This is a genomic window from Vibrio sp. 2092 (assembly GCF_033339635.1).
Classification (GTDB): domain Bacteria; phylum Pseudomonadota; class Gammaproteobacteria; order Enterobacterales; family Vibrionaceae; genus Vibrio; species Vibrio alginolyticus.
Window position 1 is genome coordinate 1 of sequence record NZ_JAWOUY010000033.1, and the last position, 22,936, is coordinate 22,936.

A 22,936-nucleotide genomic window follows, 5' to 3' on the forward strand; every position below is an offset into this window, starting at 1 on the left:
TGGTAGTTCAGTTGGTTAGAATACCGGCCTGTCACGCCGGGGGTCGCGGGTTCGAGTCCCGTCCACTCCGCCACTTAATATCGACAACCTCGCTTATGCGAGGTTTTGTCAAATCTAGAATATGAAAATTCTATAGGGGTGTAGCTCCAATTGGCAGAGCAGCGGATTCCAAATCCGCGTGTTGGGAGTTCGAATCTCTCCACCCCTGCCACATATCAGGCTCTGGCTTAGGTCAGAGCCTTTTTTGTATCTGGTTTCTTCTCATTATTACAGCTTATTTCTACTCTTATCCCGTAAGTATGGCTTTCTGCTGTACTTTGGCAGCATTTAATCTACTGAACGAACGAAACTACAGTTAGCTGTAATGATCAGTGGCCCGAAATTTTAATAATAAAGGGGAATCACTATTTATATTTAGTTACACTCAACCGATCTGGATTAATGAGTAACTATGTATGGATATATCTCGTCGACGCTTTCTTCAATCATCCTTAGCAATCTCCGCGCTTGCCGTTCTACCTGCATGTTCTCTATCTAGGAGCACTAATAAGCAGGGGCAATATATATACGATATCACTGCAGAGCCTTCTACTGCAGAATTGGTCCCTGGGTTTAACACAGACGTACTCGCATTTAATGGTTCGATTCCAGCGCCTGTGATTCGTTGTCGCCAAGGCGAGAAAGTTATAATTCGGTTTACTAACAAGCTTTCAGAGCCGACTACAATCCACTGGCATGGCTTGCGAATCCCTATTGAAATGGATGGTGTCCCTTTCTTGAGCCAGCAGCCTATCATGCCAGGTGAAACATTCGTTTATGAATTTACACCACCAGATGCGGGCACATTTTGGTATCACCCACATATGAATAGTGTGAAGCAGCTTGGTATGGGCTTAGTCGGGCTAATTGTCGTTGAAGAGGCAGAGCCGGTTCAGTTTGATGAAGAGCATGAGGTCGTCCTCAAGCATTGGCATTTAGACAAACTAGGTCAGTGGAAGAACCTTATGGTGCCGCGCTTGAGCGCTCGTATGGGGACTCCCGGAGAGTGGAGTAGCGTCAATGGTGTGCATGAACCTGTTTATACGCTGAAGCAGAATGCCACTACGCGATTAAGAATTGCTAATGTCGATAATACCATTACTTACCCGATCGCTATTGAAGGTGCAGAGGCTTGGGTTATTGCTATTGATGGTAATCCTGTTAAAACGCCTTATAAGCTCACTCAGCACAAAATTGGTCCAGGAATGAGGTTAGATATCGGATTGATTGCTCCGAAGGTTGGAAAACGTGTTTATGTGCGTCAAATGAAAGGACGCTTCCCATTCCCTTTGTGCGAGTTTGACGTTGTTGAGTCTGACCTGTCGAACAACCAGAAACTGCCTTTATTACCTCTCAACCCTGTGCCAGCTCTCGACTTGAAAAATGCAGAGCAAATCGATTATGTGTTTGAGTGGGAGGGGGCGATCACTCCTGCTGATAAATCGGGCAAAGCGATACCTAAATTCTGGCTGATGAACAAACGGGCTTGGGAGGGAATGAGCAAAGATAATATTCCAGCGCCCCTTTCAACATTGGAGATGGGAAAAACCTATATCTTCAACCTAAAGAACGTCACCCAATATCATCATCCTATTCACCTTCATGGACACACATTTACGGTTCTTGAGTTAGATGGAAAAAAACTCGACGAACCGTTTCATACCGATACGGTCTTGCTTGGAAAAAACGGCAGTGCGAAAGCGGCATTTGTTGCAGATAACCCTGGACGTTGGATGTACCATTGTCATGTGATCGAACACATGAAGACGGGGTTGATGGGTTATATTGAAGTAAAGTGACTCCTGTAACTTTTTAAATCTTGATAAGTTTTAAGCGCTATAATTTGCTGAATTCTAAGATTGTATAATCACTATTGCCGTAAATTTGATTACAATGTCGCCATTAACTTTTCTGGGGGAATTATGGGACAACTATCCGTTTTGGGTTTTATTGCATTGGGTGGTGCATTTGGTGCATGTTCTCGTTACTTAATTTCTGAACTTTGTGTCATTTTATTGGGGCGTGGTTTTCCATATGGTACGTTAACCGTTAACGTTGTTGGCTCATTTATGATGGGCTTATTGATAGCAGCTTTCGATAATGAACTTTTGGCAACGGAACCTTGGCGACAAGTGATTGGCTTGGGTTTTTTAGGCGCACTAACGACGTTTTCCACCTTCTCGATGGATAATGTTTTGCTTATGCAGCAGGGCGCTTTCTTTAAGATGGGGTTGAACGTATTGTTGAATGTCGTGTTAAGTATTTCAGCGGCGTGGATAGGCTTTCAATTATTGATGCGCAGCTAGCAAAGTAGTTAAAAATTGAACAGGTCGGCTTGGTTTCACCAAGCCGTTTTTATATACTGACATCACTTGTCGGAGTGCCATAAGGCTGAGACCGTTAATTCGGGATCCGTTGAACCTGATCAGATTAGAATCTGCGAAGGGAACAAGAGAAGATATTCACACCGGAGTTCTTTCTGGTTGATCTATCAAAAGTCGAATGTTGTTACAGGCAAATATCGTAAGCTTTAACTAGCCTTAATTTGACTCCTCTTGTCGCATCTATCCGCCAAGCATTTTTATCCAATTACTTTTTATCTAGTATAACAAAGCAAGGAAAAATGCTATGTCGAGTCGCAAACAAGCGAGACTGGAAGCAAAACAGTTCATTGATACACTCTCGGTACAACCGTACCCCAATTCAAGCAAAGTCTACGTAGAAGGCTCACGTCCAGATATTCGTGTGCCAATGCGTGAAATATCACTCGCTGATAGCCTTATTGGAGGCACAAAAGAAGCGCCTATATTCGAACCTAATGAGCCAGTACGCGTTTACGATACGTCGGGTGTATACACAGATCCAGAGCACACCATAGACCTCTATAACGGCTTACCTAAGCTGAGAGAAGGGTGGATTGAAGAGCGCGCCGATACTGAGCTACTTGATGAAGTAAGCTCGGTGTACACCAAAGAACGCTTAGAAGACGAAACACTAGACGGTCTTCGTTACGGTAATCTACCACGTATTCGACGTGCCAAAGATGGCCATTGTGTGACTCAATTGCACTATGCTCGCAAAGGTATTATTACCCCAGAAATGGAATATATCGCGCTGCGTGAAAACATGGGGCGTGCCAAGTATCGCGATGAAGTGCTGAATCAACAGCATCCGGGTCAAAGCTTCGGAGCGAACCTACCAAAAGATATTACCGCCGAATTCGTGCGTAAAGAAGTCGCCGAAGGTCGCGCTATTATCCCTTCAAATATTAACCACCCAGAATCCGAACCAATGATCATTGGACGTAACTTTTTGGTCAAAGTGAACGCCAACATCGGTAACTCATCGGTCACTTCTTCGATTGAGGAAGAAGTAGAAAAGTTAGTATGGGCAACGCGCTGGGGTGGCGATACCGTTATGGATCTCTCTACTGGACGTAACATCCACGAAACTCGCGAGTGGATTCTACGTAACAGTCCGGTTCCGATCGGTACCGTACCAATGTATCAAGCGCTTGAGAAAGTGAATGGTGTTGCGGAAAACCTTAACTGGGAAGTGATGCGCGATACCCTGATTGAGCAAGCAGAGCAGGGCGTTGACTACTTTACTATCCATGCCGGTTTACTACTTCGTTATGTGCCAATGACTGCAAAACGCGTTACTGGCATCGTCTCTCGTGGTGGTTCTATCATCGCGAAATGGTGTTTAGCGCATCACCAAGAAAGCTTCTTATATACCCACTTCCGAGAGATCTGTGAAATCTGTGCTAAGTATGATGTGGCACTTTCTCTCGGTGATGGTCTGCGTCCTGGCTCGGTGGCCGATGCTAACGACGAAGCGCAATTTGCAGAGCTTCGTACCCTTGGTGAGTTAACCAAGGTTGCGTGGGAATACGACGTACAAGTAATTATCGAAGGTCCTGGCCATGTTCCAATGCATATGATCAAAGAGAACATGGAAGAGCAGCTGGAGCACTGCCATGAAGCACCATTCTACACGCTTGGCCCACTGACGACAGACGTCGCTCCTGGTTACGACCATATTACTTCAGGCATCGGCGCTGCCATGATTGGTTGGTATGGCTGTGCGATGCTTTGCTACGTCACTCCTAAAGAGCATCTTGGCTTACCAAACAAAGAAGATGTGAAAGTAGGCATGATCACTTATAAGCTTGCTGCGCACGCCGCTGATTTAGCGAAAGGGCACCCAGGTGCTCAAGTTCGTGATAATGCGCTTTCTAAAGCTCGCTTCGAGTTCCGCTGGGAAGATCAATTCAACTTGTCACTCGACCCAGATACCGCGCGCGCTTTCCATGATGAAACCTTACCTCAAGAGTCCGGCAAAGTTGCTCACTTCTGTTCGATGTGCGGACCAAAGTTCTGCTCGATGAAGATTTCGCAAGAGGTACGAGAGTACGCGAAAGACACTGAGCAAGTTGCTGCGGACCAAGCTATCTCAATCAAAATGCTGGATGATCCTCTTGAGGGGATGCGTCAGAAATCGCAAGAATTTAGAGAGTCAGGTTCCGAGCTATACCACCCAGCAGCACATGCCGAGGTAAGTGACTAATGAGCAAAATCCTTATTCCGTCATCATTGATTGAACTGGCAGGTTTAGTTCAGCAATGTTTGTTGTTGGCGAAAGAACAGGGTTTTAGCATCGAAGACATTGAGTTGGGTGTGAGCCCAACTCAATCTATTCAGCTTGTTCGCGGCCAACAGACCACACACATAACGACTGATCTCATTGATGATTATGACTCTGAGCATGAGAGTTCATTTGTGCTCTATTACCGTTCTGCTTTGTCGGTAGAAGCGTGCGCTAAGCAACCGTCGAAAGCGATTCATATTGGCATTGCTGATACGCAGGTATCCGATGAAAAGGAGAAAGTGCTTCAGCTTGATATCTGGCGTCACCCAATTAACAACGAAGTGAGAGCGCTTTCCGTTAAGTCCAAATTCAACGCAATGTTCGATCCTGAACATCACCTTGCTTGGATAGTAACGCTGACAGTACTCGATTTTCCTATCGAAGATGCGTTAACACTTGCTCGAGGAATGCTAACTCAACAAGCGAATGTTTCACGTGAAACACTGTTGAATGACAACCTTGGTGAGGGAAGATCTACTCAGTGGGCTGACCAATTTGATGATTTCCCCACACCTGTACTAGAGGATAACCGGCTAGGTATTCAAGTTGGTTGGTCTGCACAAGGTGAGAGCGTTAGCTTTCCAACTCTAACTAAGCAAAGTCTAGGGCTCTATCCAGTCGTTGATGATGTTGCTTGGATTGAGCGTCTACTGCCACTAGGCATCAACACTATTCAACTGCGAATCAAGAACCCACAACAAGCCGATTTAGAACAACAGATCATTCGAGCAATTGAGCTAGGCCGTCAGTATCAAGCACAAGTGTTCATCAATGACTATTGGCAGTTGGCAATCAAGCATGGCGCTTATGGCGTTCACCTAGGACAAGAAGACATAGAAGAATCGAATTTGGCTCAGATAACTAAAGCCGGCATTCGTCTTGGTCTTTCTACGCATGGTTATTACGAACTACTGCGCATCGTACAAATTCATCCTAGTTACATCGCGCTAGGGCATATTTTCCCAACCACCACTAAACAGATGCCATCGAAACCACAAGGTTTGGTGCGCTTGGCTCTATATCAAAAGCTGATTGATAGCATTCCTTATACAAATACAGAGGCTGCTTTCCGTCCCGCAAAAGACAAAGCAGGTAGTGACTATGTGCTTGGCTTTCCGACGGTCGCGATTGGTGGCATTGACCAATCTAATGCAGACCAAGTTTGGCAAGCAGGTGTTTCTAGTTTGGCAGTTGTGCGAGCTATTACGTTGGCAGAATCACCTCAGTCCGTCATCGAGTTCTTCGCAAAACTGATGAAGGAAAGACAGCTAACGTTTACTGATCAGAATAGTGAATTGGCGCATAACAAGAGAGGCGAGCATGCTCACGGATAAGCAGTTCCTTCGCTATCAGCGCCAAGTCGCTCTGCCTGAAATTGCCGAAATTGGGCAAGAGCGTTTGAGTAAATCGCATGTGCTGATCATCGGTTGTGGTGGGTTAGGGAGCGCAGCGAGCTTGTACTTGGCGTCAGCGGGTGTTGGTAAATTGGTTGTGGTCGATGACGATGAAGTTGATAGCAGTAACCTACAACGTCAGATCATTTATCGTGAACAAGACCTACAAGTTGCGAAAACAAAAGCGACTGTAAAGCAACTGACTGAACTTAATTCTATGGTTCAAATTCGTGCTCTCAATAAGCGATTAGACAAAGCACAGCTGCAGCTTGAGGTGATGCTAGCGGATGTGGTGCTCGACTGCACCGATAACATGCCAACGCGCCAGCTAATTAACCGAGTTTGTTTCGAGCAAAATACGCCGCTCATCTCGGCGGCAGCTGTTGGTTGGCAAGGGCAATTCGCAGTCTTTGATTACCAAACACCAAGTGAACAAGAAGCGCAGAGTAAAGCCTGTTACCGCTGTTTGTATCCGTTCGACGAATTACCACAAACTCAAAAGTGCAGTGACAGCGGTGTCGTCGGTCCGGTGGTCGGCACACTTGGTAACTACCAAGCGATTGCGGCAATTCAAAAACTGGCGACGGGAAAGTTTCATGTCGAGACTGCCAAGTTGCATCTGTTTGATGGGTTGAAACTGCAATGGCAAACCATGGCGATAAGCAAAGATAAACAGTGCCAAGTGTGTGCTCAGATTTAGCTTGTGAGTAATGGGCAGAATTAAGAGAGTTGGAAGCAATGACGTTATCAGAACAACAAACAACACAAATGACCGCTGCTGACTTAGATGTGATCACTATTGTCATCAATGACCAGTCACATCAAGTTGTCAGTGAGTCGAATCTACAGCAAATCATTAGTCAATTTGCGCTGCCTGAAATGGGCTGTGTTTTTGCAATTAATAACAATGTTGTGCCACGCAGTGAGTGGGCTAGCACAGTTCTTTCACAGGGAGATAGCATCTCTTTGTTTCAAGCGATCGCGGGGGGTTAAAGTCGATGCTTAAAATTGGTGATAAACAATTCGAATCAAGACTGTTCACGGGAACAGGGAAATTTGCCAGCAGCCGATTAATGGCAGAAGCGATTCAAGTATCGGGTTCTCAACTTGCGACCATGGCGTTGAAGCGTGTGGATGTGAATGACCAACAAGACGATATTTTGCTGCCGCTAGTAAAAGCGGGGGTGAACTTATTGCCAAACACATCAGGAGCAAAGAATGCTAAAGATGCTGTGTTTGCTGCACAACTGGCGCGAGAAGCGTTGGGTACTAACTGGCTAAAACTGGAAATTCATCCAGACCCGAAGTACTTGATGCCCGATCCAATTGAGACACTTGCAGCCGCTGAACAGCTGGTTCGTGAAGGCTTCATTGTCCTTCCTTACTGTCATGCTGACCCGGTTCTGTGTAAACGATTGGAAGAGGTTGGCTGCGCTGCTGTCATGCCATTAGGTGCGCCGATCGGTTCCAACAAAGGGATAGTTTCTCACGATTTCCTAGAGATCATCATCGACCAAGCTAATGTTCCTGTCATTGTTGATGCGGGTATTGGCGCACCTTCACATGCCGCGCGTGCGATGGAAATGGGCGCGGATGCCGTGCTCGTTAATACTGCGATTGCAGCTTCGAGCGATCCCGTTGCGATGGCGAAGGCATTTAAGTTGGCGGTAGAGTCGGGGCGTATGGCTTATGAAGCCGGACTTGCTGGTAAGGTTTCTCATGCGGTTGCGTCGAGTCCACTGACGTCATTCCTAGATGAGCTTTAGCCCTAGATTGATTTAGCTAATAAGCGAGGAAAACATGAGCTTCGTTGAACAATTTAAGCAGCTTAATTGGGATGACATTTCGATGTCTATCTATGCGAAAACGGCACAAGATGTTGAGCGAGCATTGAATAAACCCAAACGTGATTTGGAAGACTTTAAAGCGCTAATTTCACCAGCTGCTGAAGCGTACTTAGAGCAGATGGCACAACTGTCATACTCGGCCACTCGCAAGCGTTTTGGTAATACCATGTCGCTTTATATTCCATTGTACCTTTCTAACTTGTGCGCCAATGCTTGTACTTATTGCGGCTTCTCAATGGAGAATAGAATCAAGCGTCGTACCTTGAATCGGGACGAAGTGGCAGCAGAAGTCGAAGCCATCAAGCGCATGAAGTTTGATAGCGTATTGCTGGTGACTGGCGAGCACGAAACTAAAGTGGGTATGAAATACTTCCGCGAAATGGTGCCGATGATTAAGCAACGTTTTAACTATTTGGCGATGGAAGTGCAGCCACTTGATCAAGACGAATACGCTGAGCTCAAGACATTGGGTTTAGATGCGGTGATGGTTTATCAAGAAACGTATCATCCTTCGACTTACGCCGAGCACCATCTGCGTGGCAATAAGATGGATTTCGAATACCGATTGGATACACCCGATCGTCTTGCAAAAGCAGGCATCGATAAGATTGGTATTGGCGCATTGATAGGGTTGGAAGAGTGGCGTACCGACTGTTTTTATGTGGCAGCGCACTTGGACTATCTTGAGCGCACATATTGGCAGACTCGTTACTCAATTTCTTTCCCACGTTTACGTCCTTGTAAGGGCGCGCTACAACCCAAATCAGTCATGACGGATAAGCAACTTGTTCAGCTGATTTGCGCTTATCGTTTGTTGAATCCAGAAGTGGAGTTGTCATTATCGACTCGTGAATCACCAAAGTTCAGAGACAATGCATTACCGTTAGGTATCACCAGTATGTCTGCTGCATCTAAAACTCAGCCGGGCGGTTATGCGATGGATGATGTTGAACTCGAGCAGTTTGAGATCAGTGATGAGCGAAGTGCTGGTTCTGTGGAAGATATGATTCGAGCCAAAGGCTTTGATCCTGTATGGCGAGATTGGCACTCGGCGTATTCTGGTTAATCAGCAAATAAAGCCACTGGTCATCGTTATGTTTCACGTGAAACATAAGTAAAGAAAAGAGGGTTGATGCAAAACATCAACCCTCTACTTTTTTCTAGCTTCTAGCTTCTAGCTGTGTGCTACTGGTAGCGTTGCTTGACGAAGCCACTCTTTCACATCACCTTCAACAAGTGGGCTGATCTCATCCCATACTTTCTGATGGTAATCATTCAGCCAAGCAAGTTCTGGACGAGTTAGCATATCAACGTTGATATTGCGCTTGTCGATTGGACAGCGCGTTAGCGACTCAAATGACAGAACAGGGAAGTCACCGTTAGTTGGGGTTTCAACAACAAGCTCTAGGTTCTCAATACGGATACCAAACGCATCTGCACGGTAGTAACCTGGCTCGTTGGATAGCACCATGCCTTCTGTTAGAGGCACGTCGATTTGCTTCTTCGAAATGCTCGCTGGACCTTCATGAACACTTAGGAAGTGACCAACACCGTGACCAGTACCGTGATCGTAATCGTAGCCTTCCGCCCATAGGTGCTGACGAGCTAGCGTATCGATTTGGTAACCACGTGTGCCTTTCGGGAAACGTGCACGAGCAACACCGATGTGACCTTTTAGTGCGAGAGTGAATTGTTTAATCATCTCTTGTGAAGGCTGACCGATCGCAATTGTACGCGTGATGTCTGTCGTGCCATCTAGGTACTGACCGCCTGAATCCACTAGGTAAAGCGTGTTCAGTTCTAGCTTGCCAGGTTCAGGTTGGTTCTCGTGGTTGTAGTGACACATCGCCGCGTTGCCACCTGCCGCTGAAATGGTATCAAAGCTAAGATCCATAAGTGTCGGGTCTTCGCTACGAAATGCTTCCAGTTTGTCTGCCAGTGTCGCTTCATCATGCAGGTTACCAGCAGCGACTTCAGTATCTAACCAAGATAGGAACTTACTCATCGCTACGCCATCACGGATATGACATGCTTTCATGCCTGCGATTTCAACTGAGTTCTTCGCCGCTTTTGGCATTAGGCATGGATCAGCTTTACTCACCACAGATGCGCCAGCGTTTTGTAGAACCAGCTTAAACCACGCGTTACTTGTCGCAGGGTCAACCAGTACATTCTTGCCAGTTAGGTTTTCTAGTCGTGCTTGCAATGCTTCTGGGTGATGAACCGTCACGCCGGCACCAACATGAGCGTCAAACTCAGCAGGTAGGCGAGCAGGATCTAGGAAGTATTCCACGCTTGAGTCTGAGTGCAGAATCGCGTGAGAAAGCAGAACTGGTAGACGTGAGACATCTAGACCACGAACGTTGAGCAACCAACAGATAGAATCAAGTGCTGTGATCACTGCGCTGTCTGCACCGGCTTTTTTCACGAGCTCTGCGATTTCTTGGCGTTTGCTTTCACTTGATTGTCCAACTGTTTCTGTTGCCATTAGGCGAACATCAGAAACCACAGGAGCAGGGCGGTCGTGCCACAGTTCATCAATTGGGTTGCTATCGAGAATCTTAAGCTCAAGGGTACCTGCAAGTTTTGCTTGTGCCATGTCTAGCCAAGCAGAGTTGTGCATGCGAGGGTCGATTGCCACAGACGCGCCATTTGCAAGATGGTCTTTAATCCAATCTAGTGCAGGCTCTTCAATCAAGTGACGGTATTCGAATAGATCAGCAGGAACCTGCTTTGTTACTTGTACTGTGTAGCGACCATCAACAAAGATAGCGGCTTTGTCTTTGGTGATTACCGCAGCACCAGCAGAACCAGTAAAGCCAGTTAGCCAATGTAAACGCTCGTTGTGCGCTGGTACGTATTCACCCAAGTACTCGTCTTCATGAGGGACAAGTAGGGCATCAATATTATGTTGTGCTAGCCATTCGCGAATTGCATTCACGCGGCTTTGGGTATCGTTGTGCATCTGTGTTATTCCTTCAAATTACCGCTCCTTCATGCTCAGGTGTGGGAGCTGTTTCCATCTGCTTCATGCAGTTTACGATTCCATTGAGGTTCGCAATCACTTCAATAGAGTCGGAGTACAACTAGGCCATAGATGAGCCAAAAAGGACTACGACAGTTAAGCTACTCATTTTAGCCGCTAAGCGCAAATTGAGCGCGGTGTTTTTATCTAAGGTGATCGGTTTTTTGTGTGATCATCGTACGTAGCCAGCCTAATGCAGGGTCGTTTTCTCTGTCTCGGTGCCAGAATAAAGTGTAAGCCATAGGTGGGAATTCTAACGGTAGTGGCAGCACGACCAAATCAAGCTGTTTGGCCGCAAGTTGCACAAAATGACTTGGTGCAGTAAAGATAAAGTCGGTGTATGAACATAAACTTGCGGCACTGTTAAAGTCGGGCACAGTGACGGCAATATCGCGGTCGGCGCCAATATCTGCAAGGCGATAATCCAGCAACCAACGGTCGTTGCCATCACAACGTACTTGTACATGGCGTAGGGCGAGATAGGCTTCCAGATTCCAAGGTTGTTTTAGCGCAGGGTGGTTTTTGCGAATGATGCACATTTGGTAATCACGATAAATTTCCAACTCGCAAATGTCATCGGGTGGTTGAAGAGTCAGCTTGGCATCGTTTATATCGATATCTTTTCCAGTTAAGCCTAAATCCAGTTCGCCGCGTTGAAGCATTTTAAATGTATTATCCGACCACGGGTGTGTGCTAATTGTCACGCCAGGTGCTTGTTGAAAAATCGCCGGTAAGAAATGGGGTAGAATGAGAGGGTAGACACTCTCTACCGCTGCTATTTGAAAACGGTATTCGCTGCTTTGCGGAGAAAACTCTTCGGGTTGAGTCAGCACTTCTAACTGATTTATCAACAGATCCAGTTTCGGTTTAAGAAACAATGCGCGCGGCGTAGGTGTTAATCCATGTGAGTTTCGAGTGAAAAGCGGGTCATCAAATTGAATGCGCAGTTTAGCCAGTGATTTACTTACGGCGGATTGGCTTAAGCACAATCGGTGGGCCGCACGAGTGACATTTAACTCTTCAATCAGCACTTTAAAGCAGACCAATAGATTTAAATCGATACGAGCCAGTTTTTCGACATTCACAGTGAGTTTCCTCTGAGGAATAATGCTCATGATTATACATCATTTCCATTCATATCATCAGATGATTAAGCTTTACCCAAAGTTCTTTATCCAATTCGGAGTGTTGTGTGTCTAGCCAGTTTTCTAATAGTAAAAAACAGATGGCGTTATTGACCCTTTTGGTTCTTTTCAGTCCTTTAGCGATTGATATTTATCTACCTGCTTTACCTCTTATTGCTTCCACTTTTCAGGTCGATAATGCGCTAGCACAAGACACGATCACTTGGTTCTTATTTGCTATGGGTGTTGGTCAGCTATTCGCAGGTCCCTTAGCAGATAAACTCGGACGTCGAACTGTTGCATTGGGCGGTATCACCATTTACGCGATGAGCGCTTTATTGGCGTGGAGTGCTCAAAATATTGAGTGGATGTTGGTTTCCCGACTGCTACAAGGCTTAGGTGCGTGTGCGACATCGGTAGCAGCCTTTGCAACAGTTCGCGATATTTTTGGCCCGGAAAAAAGCGGCAAAATGATCAGCTACCTTAACGGTGCGATTTGTTTTATTCCGGCTTTAGCTCCAATTCTAGGTAGCTGGTTAACTCAGCAATTTGACTGGCGTGCTAACTTTAGCTTTATGGCTGGTTTTGCTGTGGTGTCTGGATCATTGATGTTTTTCATGATGAAAGAGACTAACCCGTCAACAGAAAAGCAAGCCGTGTTTAAGCTTAGTCGGTATTGGGCAGTGCTTAGCACACCATCTTTTGTTTTCCATGCGTCATTATGCTTGATGGCGATGGCGGTTATTCTTGCTTACGTTACCTCAGCACCGTCGGTATTGATGACGGGGATGGGGCTGTCGATGAATGAATTCACTTTCTGGTTTGGTGTAAATGCGGTGATAAACATTGCGGCATGTATGCTGGCGCCTAAGTTTATGGAGCGCGTTGGAACTCACAACACCTTGGTCACCGGGATCTCAACTCTGGGTCTCGCAGGTGTGATCATGCTAGTGATGAATGGTCAGAATACCGCGCTTTCTTTCATGCTACCTATCTTCATGTCTTCTGTAGGTTTTGCATTCATTCTGGGTGCAGCGGCAGGGAAAGCGTTAGAACCGTTTGGTGATAAGGCGGGCACGGCAGCTGCACTGCTTGGATTGTTCCAAATGAGTGGCTCTGGTTTGTTGGTGGGTACACTGCAACGCTTATCTCTGGATCCACAAACCTTGATCGCAATTCATATGTGGGTCCTATTACCTGCGTTGGTCGTTCTGTTTACAAAAGCAGGGAAGAACTGGCACTCGAGCTTTGCGAAAGCGTAAATCAGTGTAATTTAGTATTTTCCAATGTAAGTAAGGCGTGTATATTTGTCACTCAGACTTTTCCTGACACCATAACGGAACTCAAAAAGTAATGTCGTTAACCACGTATGAAATGGCTCGTATTCTAGAGCAAATGGAAGATTCACCAGAAAAGGTGATGTTTGGCAAGTTGCTTAATGAGCTGGGTAATCAAAGCTCCGAGCGTATTCGTAGTGCGGCTAAACAAGTACCTCTGCCAATTTTGCGTGATATCGTGTACCAATTTCAGCAAGTGATTGAGTCACGCAAAGATGAACAAGTCGAGCAGATGGCAAAAGACCTCGCTCAGCAAGGTATCTCAGCAGAAGAGCTACTGGCTTACTTGAATAAATAATAAAAAATCCCCGCATGATGCGGGGATTTTTTTAGCTCGTCATTTTCTTTTTCAGGATGTGGTCCAAAGACAGCGGTCCTGGCCCCCATACGATTACGATAAGAATCATCAATCCCCAAAGTTGGTGGTCATAAAAACCTTTCTCCCACAACAGTGGGTAAGAGATCACTGCGATGATGTTGAACACAAACAGCATTGCTGCCATCGGGCGGGTAATCAATCCCAGTGCCAAGAACACCGGTAGAACCAACTCCGCAGCCGTACCTAAATAAGCCGCCAATTCCCATGGCAAGATTGGCACTTGGTATTCCAGCTCAAATAAGTACAACGTGCTATCCCAAGACGAGATTTTGATTAGTCCTGAATTGAAGAACACCCAAGCAACCCAAAAGCGGCAAAAGAGAAGTAGTAAAGGGACAAAGCCAGCTTGTAAGGTACTGATTAAATCGTCATACCGATTCACTAAGTTTTTAACCGTATCCGTCATAGAGTGCTCCTTAGATTGATTGCAATGTAAAGCCGTCAACAATATCGAGTGCCATGATGCGATTGAGATGAGCGAGTAAAACTTCAGGTATTTCGCTCAAACTCCGCTTCTGCTCTAAGCATTGCAGCAGTTGGAACACATCAGCATCGAGTGCGTGACACAAGGCTTCTCCATTGGCTTGAATCGATATGACACCTTGCTGTAATTGGTTGATATTAAGTTGTTCGAATTGCCCAGTTTGAATCGCGCTAAATAGATCGAATACAGCGTAGTTGGAGTCAAAGCTGCGGCAGCCCTTTTTAAGGTGTAAGACTAAAGTGGGTTGTTGCTCTTCACTCACTTCGCCAAGTAACGCAAGCGGTTTTAATTCCGCTGCATTGGATTGCTCATACTGTGCTTGACGAGCTAGGTCGATATGCCACTCGAAGCGTGCGACTTCAGGGCTGTAAGGTGCTTTTGCGATCACCTGACTGAACTGCATGATGGTGTCTTGAAAGCCTTCGCCATAATGCACCACATTTCCTTCTTCTAATGGGTAAGAAAGAACATGCTGGCGAGCTATCTGTTCAAAGCATTCTTCACCAAGCAGCGCTTCAACCATCGGGTAGGTCGCGGATAACACCTCGCTTAAGCTGACGATAAAGTTATTGCGGTAAATCTGCATGCGTTCATCAGCGGTAAACGTATCACTGGCAATATCGCAATCTTCACCGAGTGCTTGATAGTGTAGGGCTTTAGCAAACTGGCTTTGTAAGGTGGCTAGATTCATGATGCCTTCCTTGGTTCGCTTTGTTCACTTGGAAGTGTGCCTTGCAACAGTAGTTGCGATGCTTTCTGTGCTTCTTCGAGCAAGACTTCTGGCGCGGGGATATCCAAATCCCATTCAATCAACGTATGACGTGGACCGTGTTTTTTTGTCCACTGCGCGAACAGTTGCCAAACTTCATCACTAACTGGGCGGCTATGGGTATCAATCCATATCTCACCTTTGTCGAGTTGTTTGATGGTAAAACCTGCCAAGTGAATCTCATCCACTTTGTCGGCTGGAATCGCATCTAGGTATGTGTCGCAATCAAAACCGTGGTTGAACGCCGAAACATAAACATTGTTTAGATCGAGCAATAAACGACAGTCAGTGCGCTTTTGCACTTCGGTAAGAAACTCCCATTCGCTGATGGTCGAATGTTGAAACTTCACATAACTAGATGGGTTCTCTATCAAGATCTCGCGTTGCAAATATTCCTGCACTTCATTCACGTTACGAGTGAACACGTTGAGCGCTTCTTCCGTATACGGAAGTGGAAGCAGGTCATTAAAGTAGTGACCGCCGTTTTCACTCCAACTTAAATGGTCAGAAACAAGGATTGGGTCGATTGAGTCAATCAGTGCTTTAAGTTGCGCAAGATGCTTTTGACTAACACGTTCCACCGAACCTAACGACAAACCAATACCGTGGCAGCTAATTTGATATTGCTCGCGAAGCGTTTGTAGTTGATGACGCTCTGCTGCATTGGGTTGGAAATAGTTTTCACTGTGGATTTCTAACCAAGACAACTCGGGTTGGTTTTGGCTAAAGTAATCGAGGTGAGGGGTTCTTAATCCAACTCCAACAAGGTCGTGGAAGGTGTGGTGTTTCACGTGAAACTCCTTTTCAAATCGTGCGGGAAGAGAAGGATGCGTCTTGGCTTTGCGTTGGTTGAGCGTCAACGCATCCTCACAATAGCTAGCGATAAAAGATTATGAAGAAGAAGTGCTACCGCCAGCGAGCTTGTCACAAAGACCTTTTGGTACGACTACGAATGCGTCTTTTTGGTTATCTTCTTTAGAAGTACCAGCGCATGAGCTGCTTTTTGTTGCACAGTCGTTTTTACCCGCTTTAGAAACGCCATAGCACTTTTCTTTTTCAGCAGCGACAGCTGGAGCTGCAGTTAGCATTGTGCCACCAAGAGCTAGAAGACCAGTAACAGCAGCAGTAACAGCTAGATTCGACTTTTTCATAATAAATTCCTCTGAATGATTTCCTTTACTTTAAGTTGGCAAGATGAATCGCCTGTTTTGGCGTTTTTGTTATCAACTTGCTTAACTTAAAAGATAGGAAACTGGCTAAAAAACTTTCAGAAAAATTTCTGAAGTAAATGGGTTTGTAGGGTTAAATAGATATAACTAATTGATGTATTGGGCAAAAAAACATCGATTTTTTTATCAAGTTTTGTCTAAACAGCACCCGGTTGTTTAGGTTATAATCCGTTTTTATGTATAAATAACCAGTAGCTCTCATCATGATGGATCCATCTCTATTACTCGACGGTTTGAACGATAAACAACGTGAAGCCGTTGCAGCACCTCTAGAAAACTTGCTCGTTCTTGCTGGCGCAGGAAGTGGTAAGACACGCGTTCTTGTTCACCGTATCGCTTGGCTGATGTCGGTCGAGCAAGCTTCTCCGTTTTCAATCATGTCGGTAACCTTTACCAATAAGGCGGCGGCAGAGATGCGTGGACGTATCGAAGAGCTAATGATGGGCAGTGCAGGCGGTATGTGGAATGGTACTTTCCACGGCATTTGTCACCGTATTCTGCGAGCACACTATCTTGATGCGAAGCTACCGGAAGATTTCCAAATCATTGACAGTGACGACCAGCAGCGTCTGCTAAAGCGTTTGATCAAAGCGCAAAACCTCGATGAGAAGCAATGGCCTGCACGCCAAGTGGCATGGTGGATTAACGGTAAGAAAGACGAAGGTCTGCGTCCGTCGCACATTGATGCGTACCATGATCCAGTAACCAAGACATATCTGCAGTTGTACACCGCTTACCAAGAAGCGTGTGATCGTGCTGGTTTAGTCGATTTTGCGGAAATCTTGCTGCGCGCACATGAGCTACTGCGTGATAACAAGTTCGTCCGTGAACACTACCAAGCACGCTTTAAGCATATCTTGGTGGACGAGTTCCAAGATACCAACAACATTCAATATGCTTGGCTACGTATGATGGCGGGTCCTGAGTGTCATGTGATGATCGTAGGTGATGACGATCAGTCGATTTACGGCTGGCGTGGTGCAAAAGTCGAGAACATTGAGAAATTTACGCTGGAATTCCCAAGCGTGAATACCATTCGTCTTGAACAAAACTACCGTTCAACCAAGACCATTCTGGAAGCGTCGAACGCTCTGATCGCTAATAACACCGAGCGTATGGGTAAAGAGCTTTGGACTGATGGCGTTGTCGGTGAGCCTATCTCGATTTACAGCGCTTACAACGAACTAGATGAAGCCCGTTTTGCGGTAAACAAAATCAAAGAGTGGCAAGACAAGGGTGGTGCTCTGAATGACGCTGCAATGCTTTACCGTAACAACGCCCAGTCGCGTGTTCTTGAAGAAGCACTAATCCAAGCTGGTCTGCCTTACCGTATCTACGGCGGCATGCGATTCTTCGAACGTCAGGAAATCAAAGATGCCTTGAGCTACATGCGTTTGATTGCTAACCGTAATGATGATGCGGCATTTGAACGTGTAGTGAATACGCCAACACGTGGTTTGGGTGATAAGACGCTTGAAACAATTCGTTTTGCGGCTCGTGATCGTGGTTGCACCATGTGGGAAGCGAGTGTGGCGATGTTGGATGAGAAGGTGCTTGCTGGTCGTGCTGCTGGTGCTCTGAGCCGTTTTATCGAGCTTGTCACAGCACTAGAAGACGACACCATCGAGATGCCACTGCATCACCAAACTGACCATGTGATCAAATACTCGGGCTTGTTCGCCATGTACGAGCAAGAGAAGGGTGAAAAGTCTAAGGCGCGTATTGAGAACTTGGAGGAATTGGTGACCGCAACTCGCCAATTCGAGAAACCAGAAGAAGCCGAAGACATGTCACTGCTGACGGCATTCCTAACCCATGCAGCACTAGAAGCGGGTGAAGGACAAGCGGATGAGTTTGAAGATGCGGTTCAGCTCATGACATTGCACAGTGCGAAAGGTCTAGAGTTTCCGTTAGTGTTTATGGTCGGTGTGGAAGAAGGCATGTTCCCAAGCCAAATGTCGGCAGAAGAAGCAGGGCGTTTGGAAGAAGAACGTCGTCTGTGTTACGTAGGCATGACCCGTGCGATGCAGAAACTGTACATCACTTATGCTGAAATGCGCCGTTTGTACGGTCAGGATAAGTACCATAAACCGTCTCGCTTTATCCGTGAACTGCCAGAAACGTGTTTAGACGAAGTACGCATGAAGGCGCAAGTTAGCCGTCCTGCAAGCAGTGGTCGATTTAGCCAAACGGCGGTGAAAGAGAGCTTCAATGAAACTGGCTTTACGCTAGGTTCTCGTGTGATGCATCCTAAGTTTGGTGAAGGCACCATCATCAACTTCGAAGGCAGTGGTCCACAGAGCCGCGTACAGATTGCCTTTAATGGTGAGGGCATCAAATGGTTGGTGACTGCTTACGCTCGACTAGAGAAACTGTAAGGCTTCACCAAAACTAATCAACTTAAGAGCTGCTTCGGCGGCTCTTTTTGTTTGTGCTGTTTTTGTGTCGCTAATGCAGTAAAAAATGGAATGATAAATGGAGTGCGAAAGCGCGATTTAACGATGCTGTTTGAAGGGAAAGTTTGGTGTTGTTGGTGAATGTCTGTTTTCAGCAGAGCTGCTGAGAAAAATTTTAGGCAAAGAAAAACCCCGAGGGCTTGCGCCCATCGGGGTTATAGTCTTACTCGCAGCAATCCGGCTACTAAGAGTGCTCCATGCATCTAATCCATGATAGTGTGCTGAATCCGTCAGCTTAATCCTTACGTCGCCTTCCTAGCGGTGTCCTTAATGACCTTATCCTGGTCTGCTAACCATCCTCGTTAGCTCTCATCACTTGTTCCCTGAGCGGTGTCCCTGACATCATCCTGATGTTCAAATCCTTGCCTCGTCCAGAGGTGTCCATTTCCCGTCCTTAGTAGCAACCATCCTAGTCACTATTGATTCCGTTCAATGTCCAATTTTGCAATCCATGCCCGACTATTCATCCTGAATAACCGTTTCTTCTTCCTGAAGTTCACCAAGTCCGTGGTGTTTCCTGTTCCGTGTCAGCATCCTTCCGACAGGTTTAATATTACGTGTTTAACGATTTCCAACAACGGGCTAATCTCACATTTTTTCACTCTCTTTGCGTTCAAAAAAGATACATAAACATTAAATTCAATGACTTATGTTCTTTGTTGTACGGTTTTACCATTAAAAAAGAGAGGTTTGCTCAACCCTTTGTGAGAGATCTCGCACAAGGGGTCGAGCGAAAGACTCTTACTGCCCGATAGCGGCACCTTCACGCCTTGGATCGGCTGCACCCTCAAGACCGTCTTTTGTTATACGTATCGCATGCAGTCCAGAGTTCAAATCACGAACATCAGTTTTAAAACCCATCTTTTCCAACTCAGGCTGTAAGCCTTCTGCAGCGGTACCTTGCTCAATATCTAAGGTACCAAAACGGTTCAGTAATCGTGGCTGATTAATCGCGCTTTGGATGTCCATATCCCATTGCGTGTGGGCGATAATGGCTTGTGCGACGTAACCAATGATGCGGCTGCCACCCGGTGAGCCAATTGCCATGTAAGGTTTGTCATCCTTCATCATAATGGTTGGTGCCATGGATGAACGTGGGCGTTTACCCGGTTCTAAGCGGTTCGCGATTGGCACACCATCTTGATGAGTGCGGAAAGAGAAATCGGTCAGTTCGTTGTTGAGCAAGAAGCCGCGCACCATCAAACGTGAGCCAAAAGCGTTTTCAATGGTTGTTGTCATTGAAACCACATTGCCTTGCTTATCGACGATATTGAAATGGCTGGTGGAAGGCAGCTCGATCGATTGGTCCATGCTTAAGTTCATCGCGTGCGACCAAGGAGGGTTGCCGGCTTCAACCTTACTCAAGGCTTTACCGACTTGAATGAGCTCAGCACGTTGTTTGAGATAATCTTTATCAAGCAAGCCTTCGGTTGGCATTGGCACATAATCTTGGTCAGCCATGTACTTACCGCGATCCGCAAACGCAAGGCGCGATGCATCGGCGATCACTTGCCATGATTTTGCGCTTTCGGCTCCCCAACCTTTAAGATCGTATTGCTCGGTGATCGCGAGAATCTGTCCAACCGTCAATGCGCCAGAGCTAGGTGGTCCCATGCCGCAGATGTCATAGCTTTGGTAAGCCGCACAAACCGGTTCACGTTGCTTGATTTGGAACGCATCAAAGTCAGGTTGTGCCAATACGCCAGGATTGCCCGGTGCATTCTGTACGGTCTTGATGATGTCTGTAGCGATATCGCCTTGATAGAAAGCTTTTGCCCCTTGCTCTGCAATTGCCGTCAGAGTTTGCGCGTATTCAGGGTTCTTCAACAACGTGCCTTCGGTTTTTGGTGAGCCGTCTGGATTGAAGAAGTAAGCCTTAGTCGCAGGGAAGCGTGATAGGCGCTTAGTATCTTTCTCAATCAGACTCGCGAGGCGAGGACTGACTTCGAAACCTTGCTCAGCCAAGGTAATCACAGGTTGGATGATCTTCTTCCATTCCAACTTGCCGTATTTCTGGTGCGTGTCCCACAGCAGTTTCACTGTACCAGGAGTGGCAACGGAGCGCCCGCCGACAACCGCATCGTAAAATTGTAGGGGTTGTCCTTTTTCGTCTAAAAAGAGTTTCGGCGTCGCGGCGAGCGGTGCGGTTTCGCGTCCATCATACGTAGTTAGTTTTTGTTTCTCACTGTCCCAATACACTAAGAAGGCGCCACCACCAATACCTGATGATTGCGGTTCTACCAAGCCCAGCATCAGCTGCACGGCAACCATAGCATCAATAGCATTACCACCTTGGGCAATAACATCCGCACCAGCTTGGGTTGCAATTGGGTTAGCAGCGGTAACCATATAATCTTTCGCTTTGATCAATTGTTTTTGCTCGAAGCCAGTGCTGTGCTCCGGCGCAACCGCATCTGCTGCTTGGTTAGCAAAGACTGAGGTAGATAAGATTAGTGGGGAAGTAAGAAAAAGACCCGTGGTCACGAGTCGGTTGAACGTCCAATGCATGATGACTCTCCATGTTGCCAGTTTTGTGCTTTGAGCTTGGCAGTTATGGAGAGTCACGTCGAGTCAGCAATCTTAGAAATGTCGATTGTGCTACGCTTTTAAATCAGTACTTTATCCGATAAAAGTATTGATAGTTTGGTATAGAATACTGCCGCCCACTAGAGTAAATACCACGCCGCATAGACCGTCGATGTAGATACCCGCTTGTTGCAATTTACGCTGTAAGCGCTGTGTCGACAGCATCCATGCAAGGCTAGAGAACCAGAATAGCGACAAGCCAAACAGGATGACCAGTGCAATACCTTTGCCAGTAATCGACATACCTGCTGGGACTAAACTCGACATCAAACTGACAAAGAACACCAGGGCTTTTGGGTTAAGAATGTTGGTCGCAAACCCTTTAGCAAACGCTTGACGCTTATTGCTGATCACTAGGTTATTTTGCTTCTTAGGTTGATCCGTCAGTGGGTTTTGGATCATCGAGATCACGGCACGCAATGCGCCAATTCCTAAGTAGAGCAGGTAACTACCACCGAGCAGTTGTACCACGGAATACAGCACTGGGTGCTGGTGGACGACAAAACTCACACCTGTCAGGCTGAACAAAGAGTGCAGCAAAATACCGACGGACAATCCCAACGCAATGTACAAGCCAGTTTGACGACCATGACGCGTCGCATTTTGTACGACCAGCGCAAAGTCCGGACCTGGACTCATTAGGGCAATAAAGTGAATGCTGGCGAGTGTCAGCAATATGGTGGATTCATTCATAACACATCTCAAATTTAACCAATGCGGCTATTGTCGTGGTAAGTCACCTGTGGCGCTTGTAAAAAACTGACAGCTTTCTCGGTAAATGAAATTAACGAGCCACTTGAGAAGGGGAAACGCCGTAGGTCTGTTTAAACGCTTTGCTGAAATGCGCTTGATCATAGAAACCGATTTGATGAGCGACGTCGGTACCACATTGACCAGCTTGCAGTAACTTCATGCCTTGTTCAAGGCGCAGGCGTGCGAACCATGCATAAGGCGTCATGCCAGTTTGCGCTTTAAAGTGGCGCTGGAACTGAGTTGGGCTCAGTTGGCACAGCTCTGAAAGTGAATCCAAACGCACCGCTTGGTCAAGGTTAGCCATTAGATAATCTTTTAACGTCCCAAGCGATTGGTTTCCTAGCGGCACCACTTTTTGTCGCTCAAGCGATCCGTAGCGATCAAAAAGTTGGTTAAATCCTTCAAAAGGAAGGCAATCTTTGGTGAGTTGGCTGAGGTTTTCACGACGAAGCAGCCCGTGTAAGTTACTAAGTTGTGAAAATATCTGCGGATCCGAGATGATCAGTTCGTTGAAGTGTATTATTTGACCGTTTTGCTTAAGATCAGCCAGATCGCTCAATAGATGAGGTTCGATCGCAAACACATTTACTTCGTAGCCACTCTCGAGCTTAGATTGCCCGTCGTGCAGCTCATCCGGCGGCATAATCACAATTTGCCCGTGACCAACTTGGTGGCTGTTACCTTGGTATTGGAACTTCTGCGCACCATGCGTGATCAGGCCGAGATGAAAATCCAGATGGTAATGCCTTTGAAAAGCAAATTTCTGGTATTTCGCCTCTATTAGACTCAAGTTGTCATGGTCGGTTGCGTAGTACTGAATATGTTCCATTAAATAAAAAAGCTTGGTCACATTATGACCAAGCT

Annotated in this window: 20 protein-coding genes, 1 tRNA gene and 1 riboswitch; of the genes, 12 read left to right on the forward strand and 9 right to left on the reverse strand. The window is 46.4% G+C overall.

The window, feature by feature from the left end:
• Positions 1-134 precede the first annotated feature (134 nt).
• From R7P80_RS28580 to thiH, 9 genes are all read left to right on the forward strand, one after another.
• Positions 135-211, forward strand: a tRNA-Trp gene (locus R7P80_RS28580).
• A gap of 244 nt (positions 212-455) precedes the next feature.
• The gene (locus R7P80_RS28585) at positions 456-1,838 is read left to right on the forward strand and encodes a multicopper oxidase family protein (RefSeq protein ID WP_033907328.1); all 1,383 of its coding nucleotides are present in this window, start codon (positions 456-458) and stop codon (positions 1,836-1,838) included.
• Positions 1,839-1,961: 123 nt separating this feature from the next.
• Complete coding sequence (gene crcB / locus R7P80_RS28590) at positions 1,962-2,345, forward strand: fluoride efflux transporter CrcB (protein WP_005378811.1); 384 nt, start codon at positions 1,962-1,964, stop codon at positions 2,343-2,345.
• Positions 2,346-2,405: 60 nt separating this feature from the next.
• Positions 2,406-2,504, forward strand: a riboswitch (TPP riboswitch).
• 163 nt (positions 2,505-2,667) lie between these two features.
• Positions 2,668-4,608, forward strand: coding sequence for a phosphomethylpyrimidine synthase ThiC (gene thiC, locus R7P80_RS28595; RefSeq protein WP_225492248.1), 1,941 nt, complete (start codon positions 2,668-2,670; stop codon positions 4,606-4,608).
• On the forward strand, positions 4,608-6,023 hold the full coding sequence (locus tag R7P80_RS28600; RefSeq protein ID WP_225492249.1) for a thiamine phosphate synthase: 1,416 nt from the start codon (positions 4,608-4,610) through the stop codon (positions 6,021-6,023). The genes thiC and R7P80_RS28600 overlap by 1 nt, the downstream gene beginning before the upstream one ends.
• Positions 6,010-6,783: a HesA/MoeB/ThiF family protein gene (locus R7P80_RS28605; RefSeq protein ID WP_151514365.1), complete on the forward strand. Its 774-nt coding sequence runs from the start codon at positions 6,010-6,012 to the stop codon at positions 6,781-6,783. Before R7P80_RS28600 ends, R7P80_RS28605 begins: the two co-directional genes overlap by 14 nt.
• A gap of 38 nt (positions 6,784-6,821) precedes the next feature.
• On the forward strand, positions 6,822-7,076 hold the full coding sequence (thiS, locus tag R7P80_RS28610) for a sulfur carrier protein ThiS (protein ID WP_053306509.1): 255 nt from the start codon (positions 6,822-6,824) through the stop codon (positions 7,074-7,076).
• Between the two features lie 5 nt (positions 7,077-7,081).
• Positions 7,082-7,849, forward strand: a complete 768-nt coding sequence (locus R7P80_RS28615) for a thiazole synthase (RefSeq protein ID WP_017821779.1) — start codon at positions 7,082-7,084, stop codon at positions 7,847-7,849.
• 34 nt (positions 7,850-7,883) lie between these two features.
• Positions 7,884-8,996 carry a 2-iminoacetate synthase ThiH gene (thiH, locus tag R7P80_RS28620; protein ID WP_053306510.1) on the forward strand — a complete coding sequence of 371 codons (1,113 nt, stop codon included), beginning with the start codon at positions 7,884-7,886 and terminating at the stop codon, positions 8,994-8,996.
• Between the two features lie 108 nt (positions 8,997-9,104).
• On the opposite strand, the gene R7P80_RS28625 is transcribed toward thiH, so the two are convergent.
• Positions 9,105-10,895, reverse strand: coding sequence for an aminopeptidase P family protein (locus tag R7P80_RS28625; protein ID WP_225492250.1), 1,791 nt, complete (start codon positions 10,893-10,895; stop codon positions 9,105-9,107).
• Positions 10,896-11,098: 203 nt separating this feature from the next.
• A complete protein-coding gene (locus tag R7P80_RS28630; protein WP_005378791.1) occupies positions 11,099-12,040 on the reverse strand; it encodes a LysR family transcriptional regulator in 942 nt (313 codons plus the stop codon).
• Positions 12,041-12,147: 107 nt separating this feature from the next.
• Between R7P80_RS28630 and R7P80_RS28635 the strand changes: the two genes are divergently transcribed.
• Positions 12,148-13,341 carry a multidrug effflux MFS transporter gene (locus R7P80_RS28635; RefSeq protein WP_005382927.1) on the forward strand — a complete coding sequence of 398 codons (1,194 nt, stop codon included), beginning with the start codon at positions 12,148-12,150 and terminating at the stop codon, positions 13,339-13,341.
• A 91-nt stretch (positions 13,342-13,432) separates the two neighbouring features.
• Complete coding sequence (locus tag R7P80_RS28640) at positions 13,433-13,714, forward strand: hypothetical protein (protein ID WP_005378786.1); 282 nt, start codon at positions 13,433-13,435, stop codon at positions 13,712-13,714.
• A gap of 31 nt (positions 13,715-13,745) precedes the next feature.
• On the opposite strand, the gene R7P80_RS28645 is transcribed toward R7P80_RS28640, so the two are convergent.
• The 4 genes from R7P80_RS28645 to R7P80_RS28660 form a co-directional block, all read right to left on the reverse strand.
• Complete coding sequence (locus R7P80_RS28645) at positions 13,746-14,201, reverse strand: DoxX family protein (RefSeq protein ID WP_054702525.1); 456 nt, start codon at positions 14,199-14,201, stop codon at positions 13,746-13,748.
• A gap of 10 nt (positions 14,202-14,211) precedes the next feature.
• Entirely contained in the window at positions 14,212-14,970 is a 759-nt protein-coding gene (locus tag R7P80_RS28650; RefSeq protein ID WP_225492251.1) for a DNA-binding domain-containing protein, read from the reverse strand.
• Positions 14,967-15,839 carry a DUF692 domain-containing protein gene (locus R7P80_RS28655; RefSeq protein ID WP_225492252.1) on the reverse strand — a complete coding sequence of 291 codons (873 nt, stop codon included), beginning with the start codon at positions 15,837-15,839 and terminating at the stop codon, positions 14,967-14,969. The genes R7P80_RS28650 and R7P80_RS28655 overlap by 4 nt, the downstream gene beginning before the upstream one ends.
• A gap of 99 nt (positions 15,840-15,938) precedes the next feature.
• The gene (locus R7P80_RS28660) at positions 15,939-16,199 is read right to left on the reverse strand and encodes a DUF2282 domain-containing protein (RefSeq protein ID WP_005378779.1); all 261 of its coding nucleotides are present in this window, start codon (positions 16,197-16,199) and stop codon (positions 15,939-15,941) included.
• Positions 16,200-16,480: 281 nt separating this feature from the next.
• Here R7P80_RS28660 and uvrD point away from each other — a divergent pair, with 281 nt between their 5' ends.
• Entirely contained in the window at positions 16,481-18,655 is a 2,175-nt protein-coding gene (uvrD, locus tag R7P80_RS28665; protein WP_134977829.1) for a DNA helicase II, read from the forward strand.
• A gap of 819 nt (positions 18,656-19,474) precedes the next feature.
• Here uvrD and ggt read toward each other — a convergent pair.
• From ggt to R7P80_RS28680, 3 genes are all read right to left on the reverse strand, one after another.
• Positions 19,475-21,241: a gamma-glutamyltransferase gene (gene ggt / locus R7P80_RS28670; RefSeq protein ID WP_225492253.1), complete on the reverse strand. Its 1,767-nt coding sequence runs from the start codon at positions 21,239-21,241 to the stop codon at positions 19,475-19,477.
• 111 nt (positions 21,242-21,352) lie between these two features.
• On the reverse strand, positions 21,353-22,012 hold the full coding sequence (locus R7P80_RS28675; protein ID WP_005378776.1) for a LysE family translocator: 660 nt from the start codon (positions 22,010-22,012) through the stop codon (positions 21,353-21,355).
• 91 nt (positions 22,013-22,103) lie between these two features.
• A complete protein-coding gene (locus R7P80_RS28680; RefSeq protein WP_005382915.1) occupies positions 22,104-22,901 on the reverse strand; it encodes an AraC family transcriptional regulator in 798 nt (265 codons plus the stop codon).
• Positions 22,902-22,936 lie beyond the last annotated feature (35 nt).

Bases quoted from the DNA above. Each gene is read 5' to 3' on its own strand.
- R7P80_RS28680 (WP_005382915.1), bottom strand. From the start codon at position 22,901: ATGGAACATATTCAGTACTACGCAACCGACCATGACAACTTGAGTCTA.
- thiH (WP_053306510.1), top strand. From the start codon at position 7,884: ATGAGCTTCGTTGAACAATTTAAGCAGCTTAATTGGGATGACATTTCG.
- R7P80_RS28675 (WP_005378776.1), bottom strand. From the start codon at position 22,012: ATGAATGAATCCACCATATTGCTGACACTCGCCAGCATTCACTTTATT.
- R7P80_RS28650 (WP_225492251.1), bottom strand. From the start codon at position 14,970: ATGAATCTAGCCACCTTACAAAGCCAGTTTGCTAAAGCCCTACACTAT.
- crcB (WP_005378811.1), top strand. From the start codon at position 1,962: ATGGGACAACTATCCGTTTTGGGTTTTATTGCATTGGGTGGTGCATTT.
- R7P80_RS28625 (WP_225492250.1), bottom strand. From the start codon at position 10,895: ATGCACAACGATACCCAAAGCCGCGTGAATGCAATTCGCGAATGGCTA.
- R7P80_RS28645 (WP_054702525.1), bottom strand. From the start codon at position 14,201: ATGACGGATACGGTTAAAAACTTAGTGAATCGGTATGACGATTTAATC.
- thiC (WP_225492248.1), top strand. From the start codon at position 2,668: ATGTCGAGTCGCAAACAAGCGAGACTGGAAGCAAAACAGTTCATTGAT.
- R7P80_RS28600 (WP_225492249.1), top strand. From the start codon at position 4,608: ATGAGCAAAATCCTTATTCCGTCATCATTGATTGAACTGGCAGGTTTA.
- uvrD (WP_134977829.1), top strand. From the start codon at position 16,481: ATGATGGATCCATCTCTATTACTCGACGGTTTGAACGATAAACAACGT.
- R7P80_RS28605 (WP_151514365.1), top strand. From the start codon at position 6,010: ATGCTCACGGATAAGCAGTTCCTTCGCTATCAGCGCCAAGTCGCTCTG.
- thiS (WP_053306509.1), top strand. From the start codon at position 6,822: ATGACGTTATCAGAACAACAAACAACACAAATGACCGCTGCTGACTTA.
- R7P80_RS28660 (WP_005378779.1), bottom strand. From the start codon at position 16,199: ATGAAAAAGTCGAATCTAGCTGTTACTGCTGCTGTTACTGGTCTTCTA.
- ggt (WP_225492253.1), bottom strand. From the start codon at position 21,241: ATGCATTGGACGTTCAACCGACTCGTGACCACGGGTCTTTTTCTTACT.
- R7P80_RS28640 (WP_005378786.1), top strand. From the start codon at position 13,433: ATGTCGTTAACCACGTATGAAATGGCTCGTATTCTAGAGCAAATGGAA.
- R7P80_RS28585 (WP_033907328.1), top strand. From the start codon at position 456: ATGGATATATCTCGTCGACGCTTTCTTCAATCATCCTTAGCAATCTCC.
- R7P80_RS28615 (WP_017821779.1), top strand. From the start codon at position 7,082: ATGCTTAAAATTGGTGATAAACAATTCGAATCAAGACTGTTCACGGGA.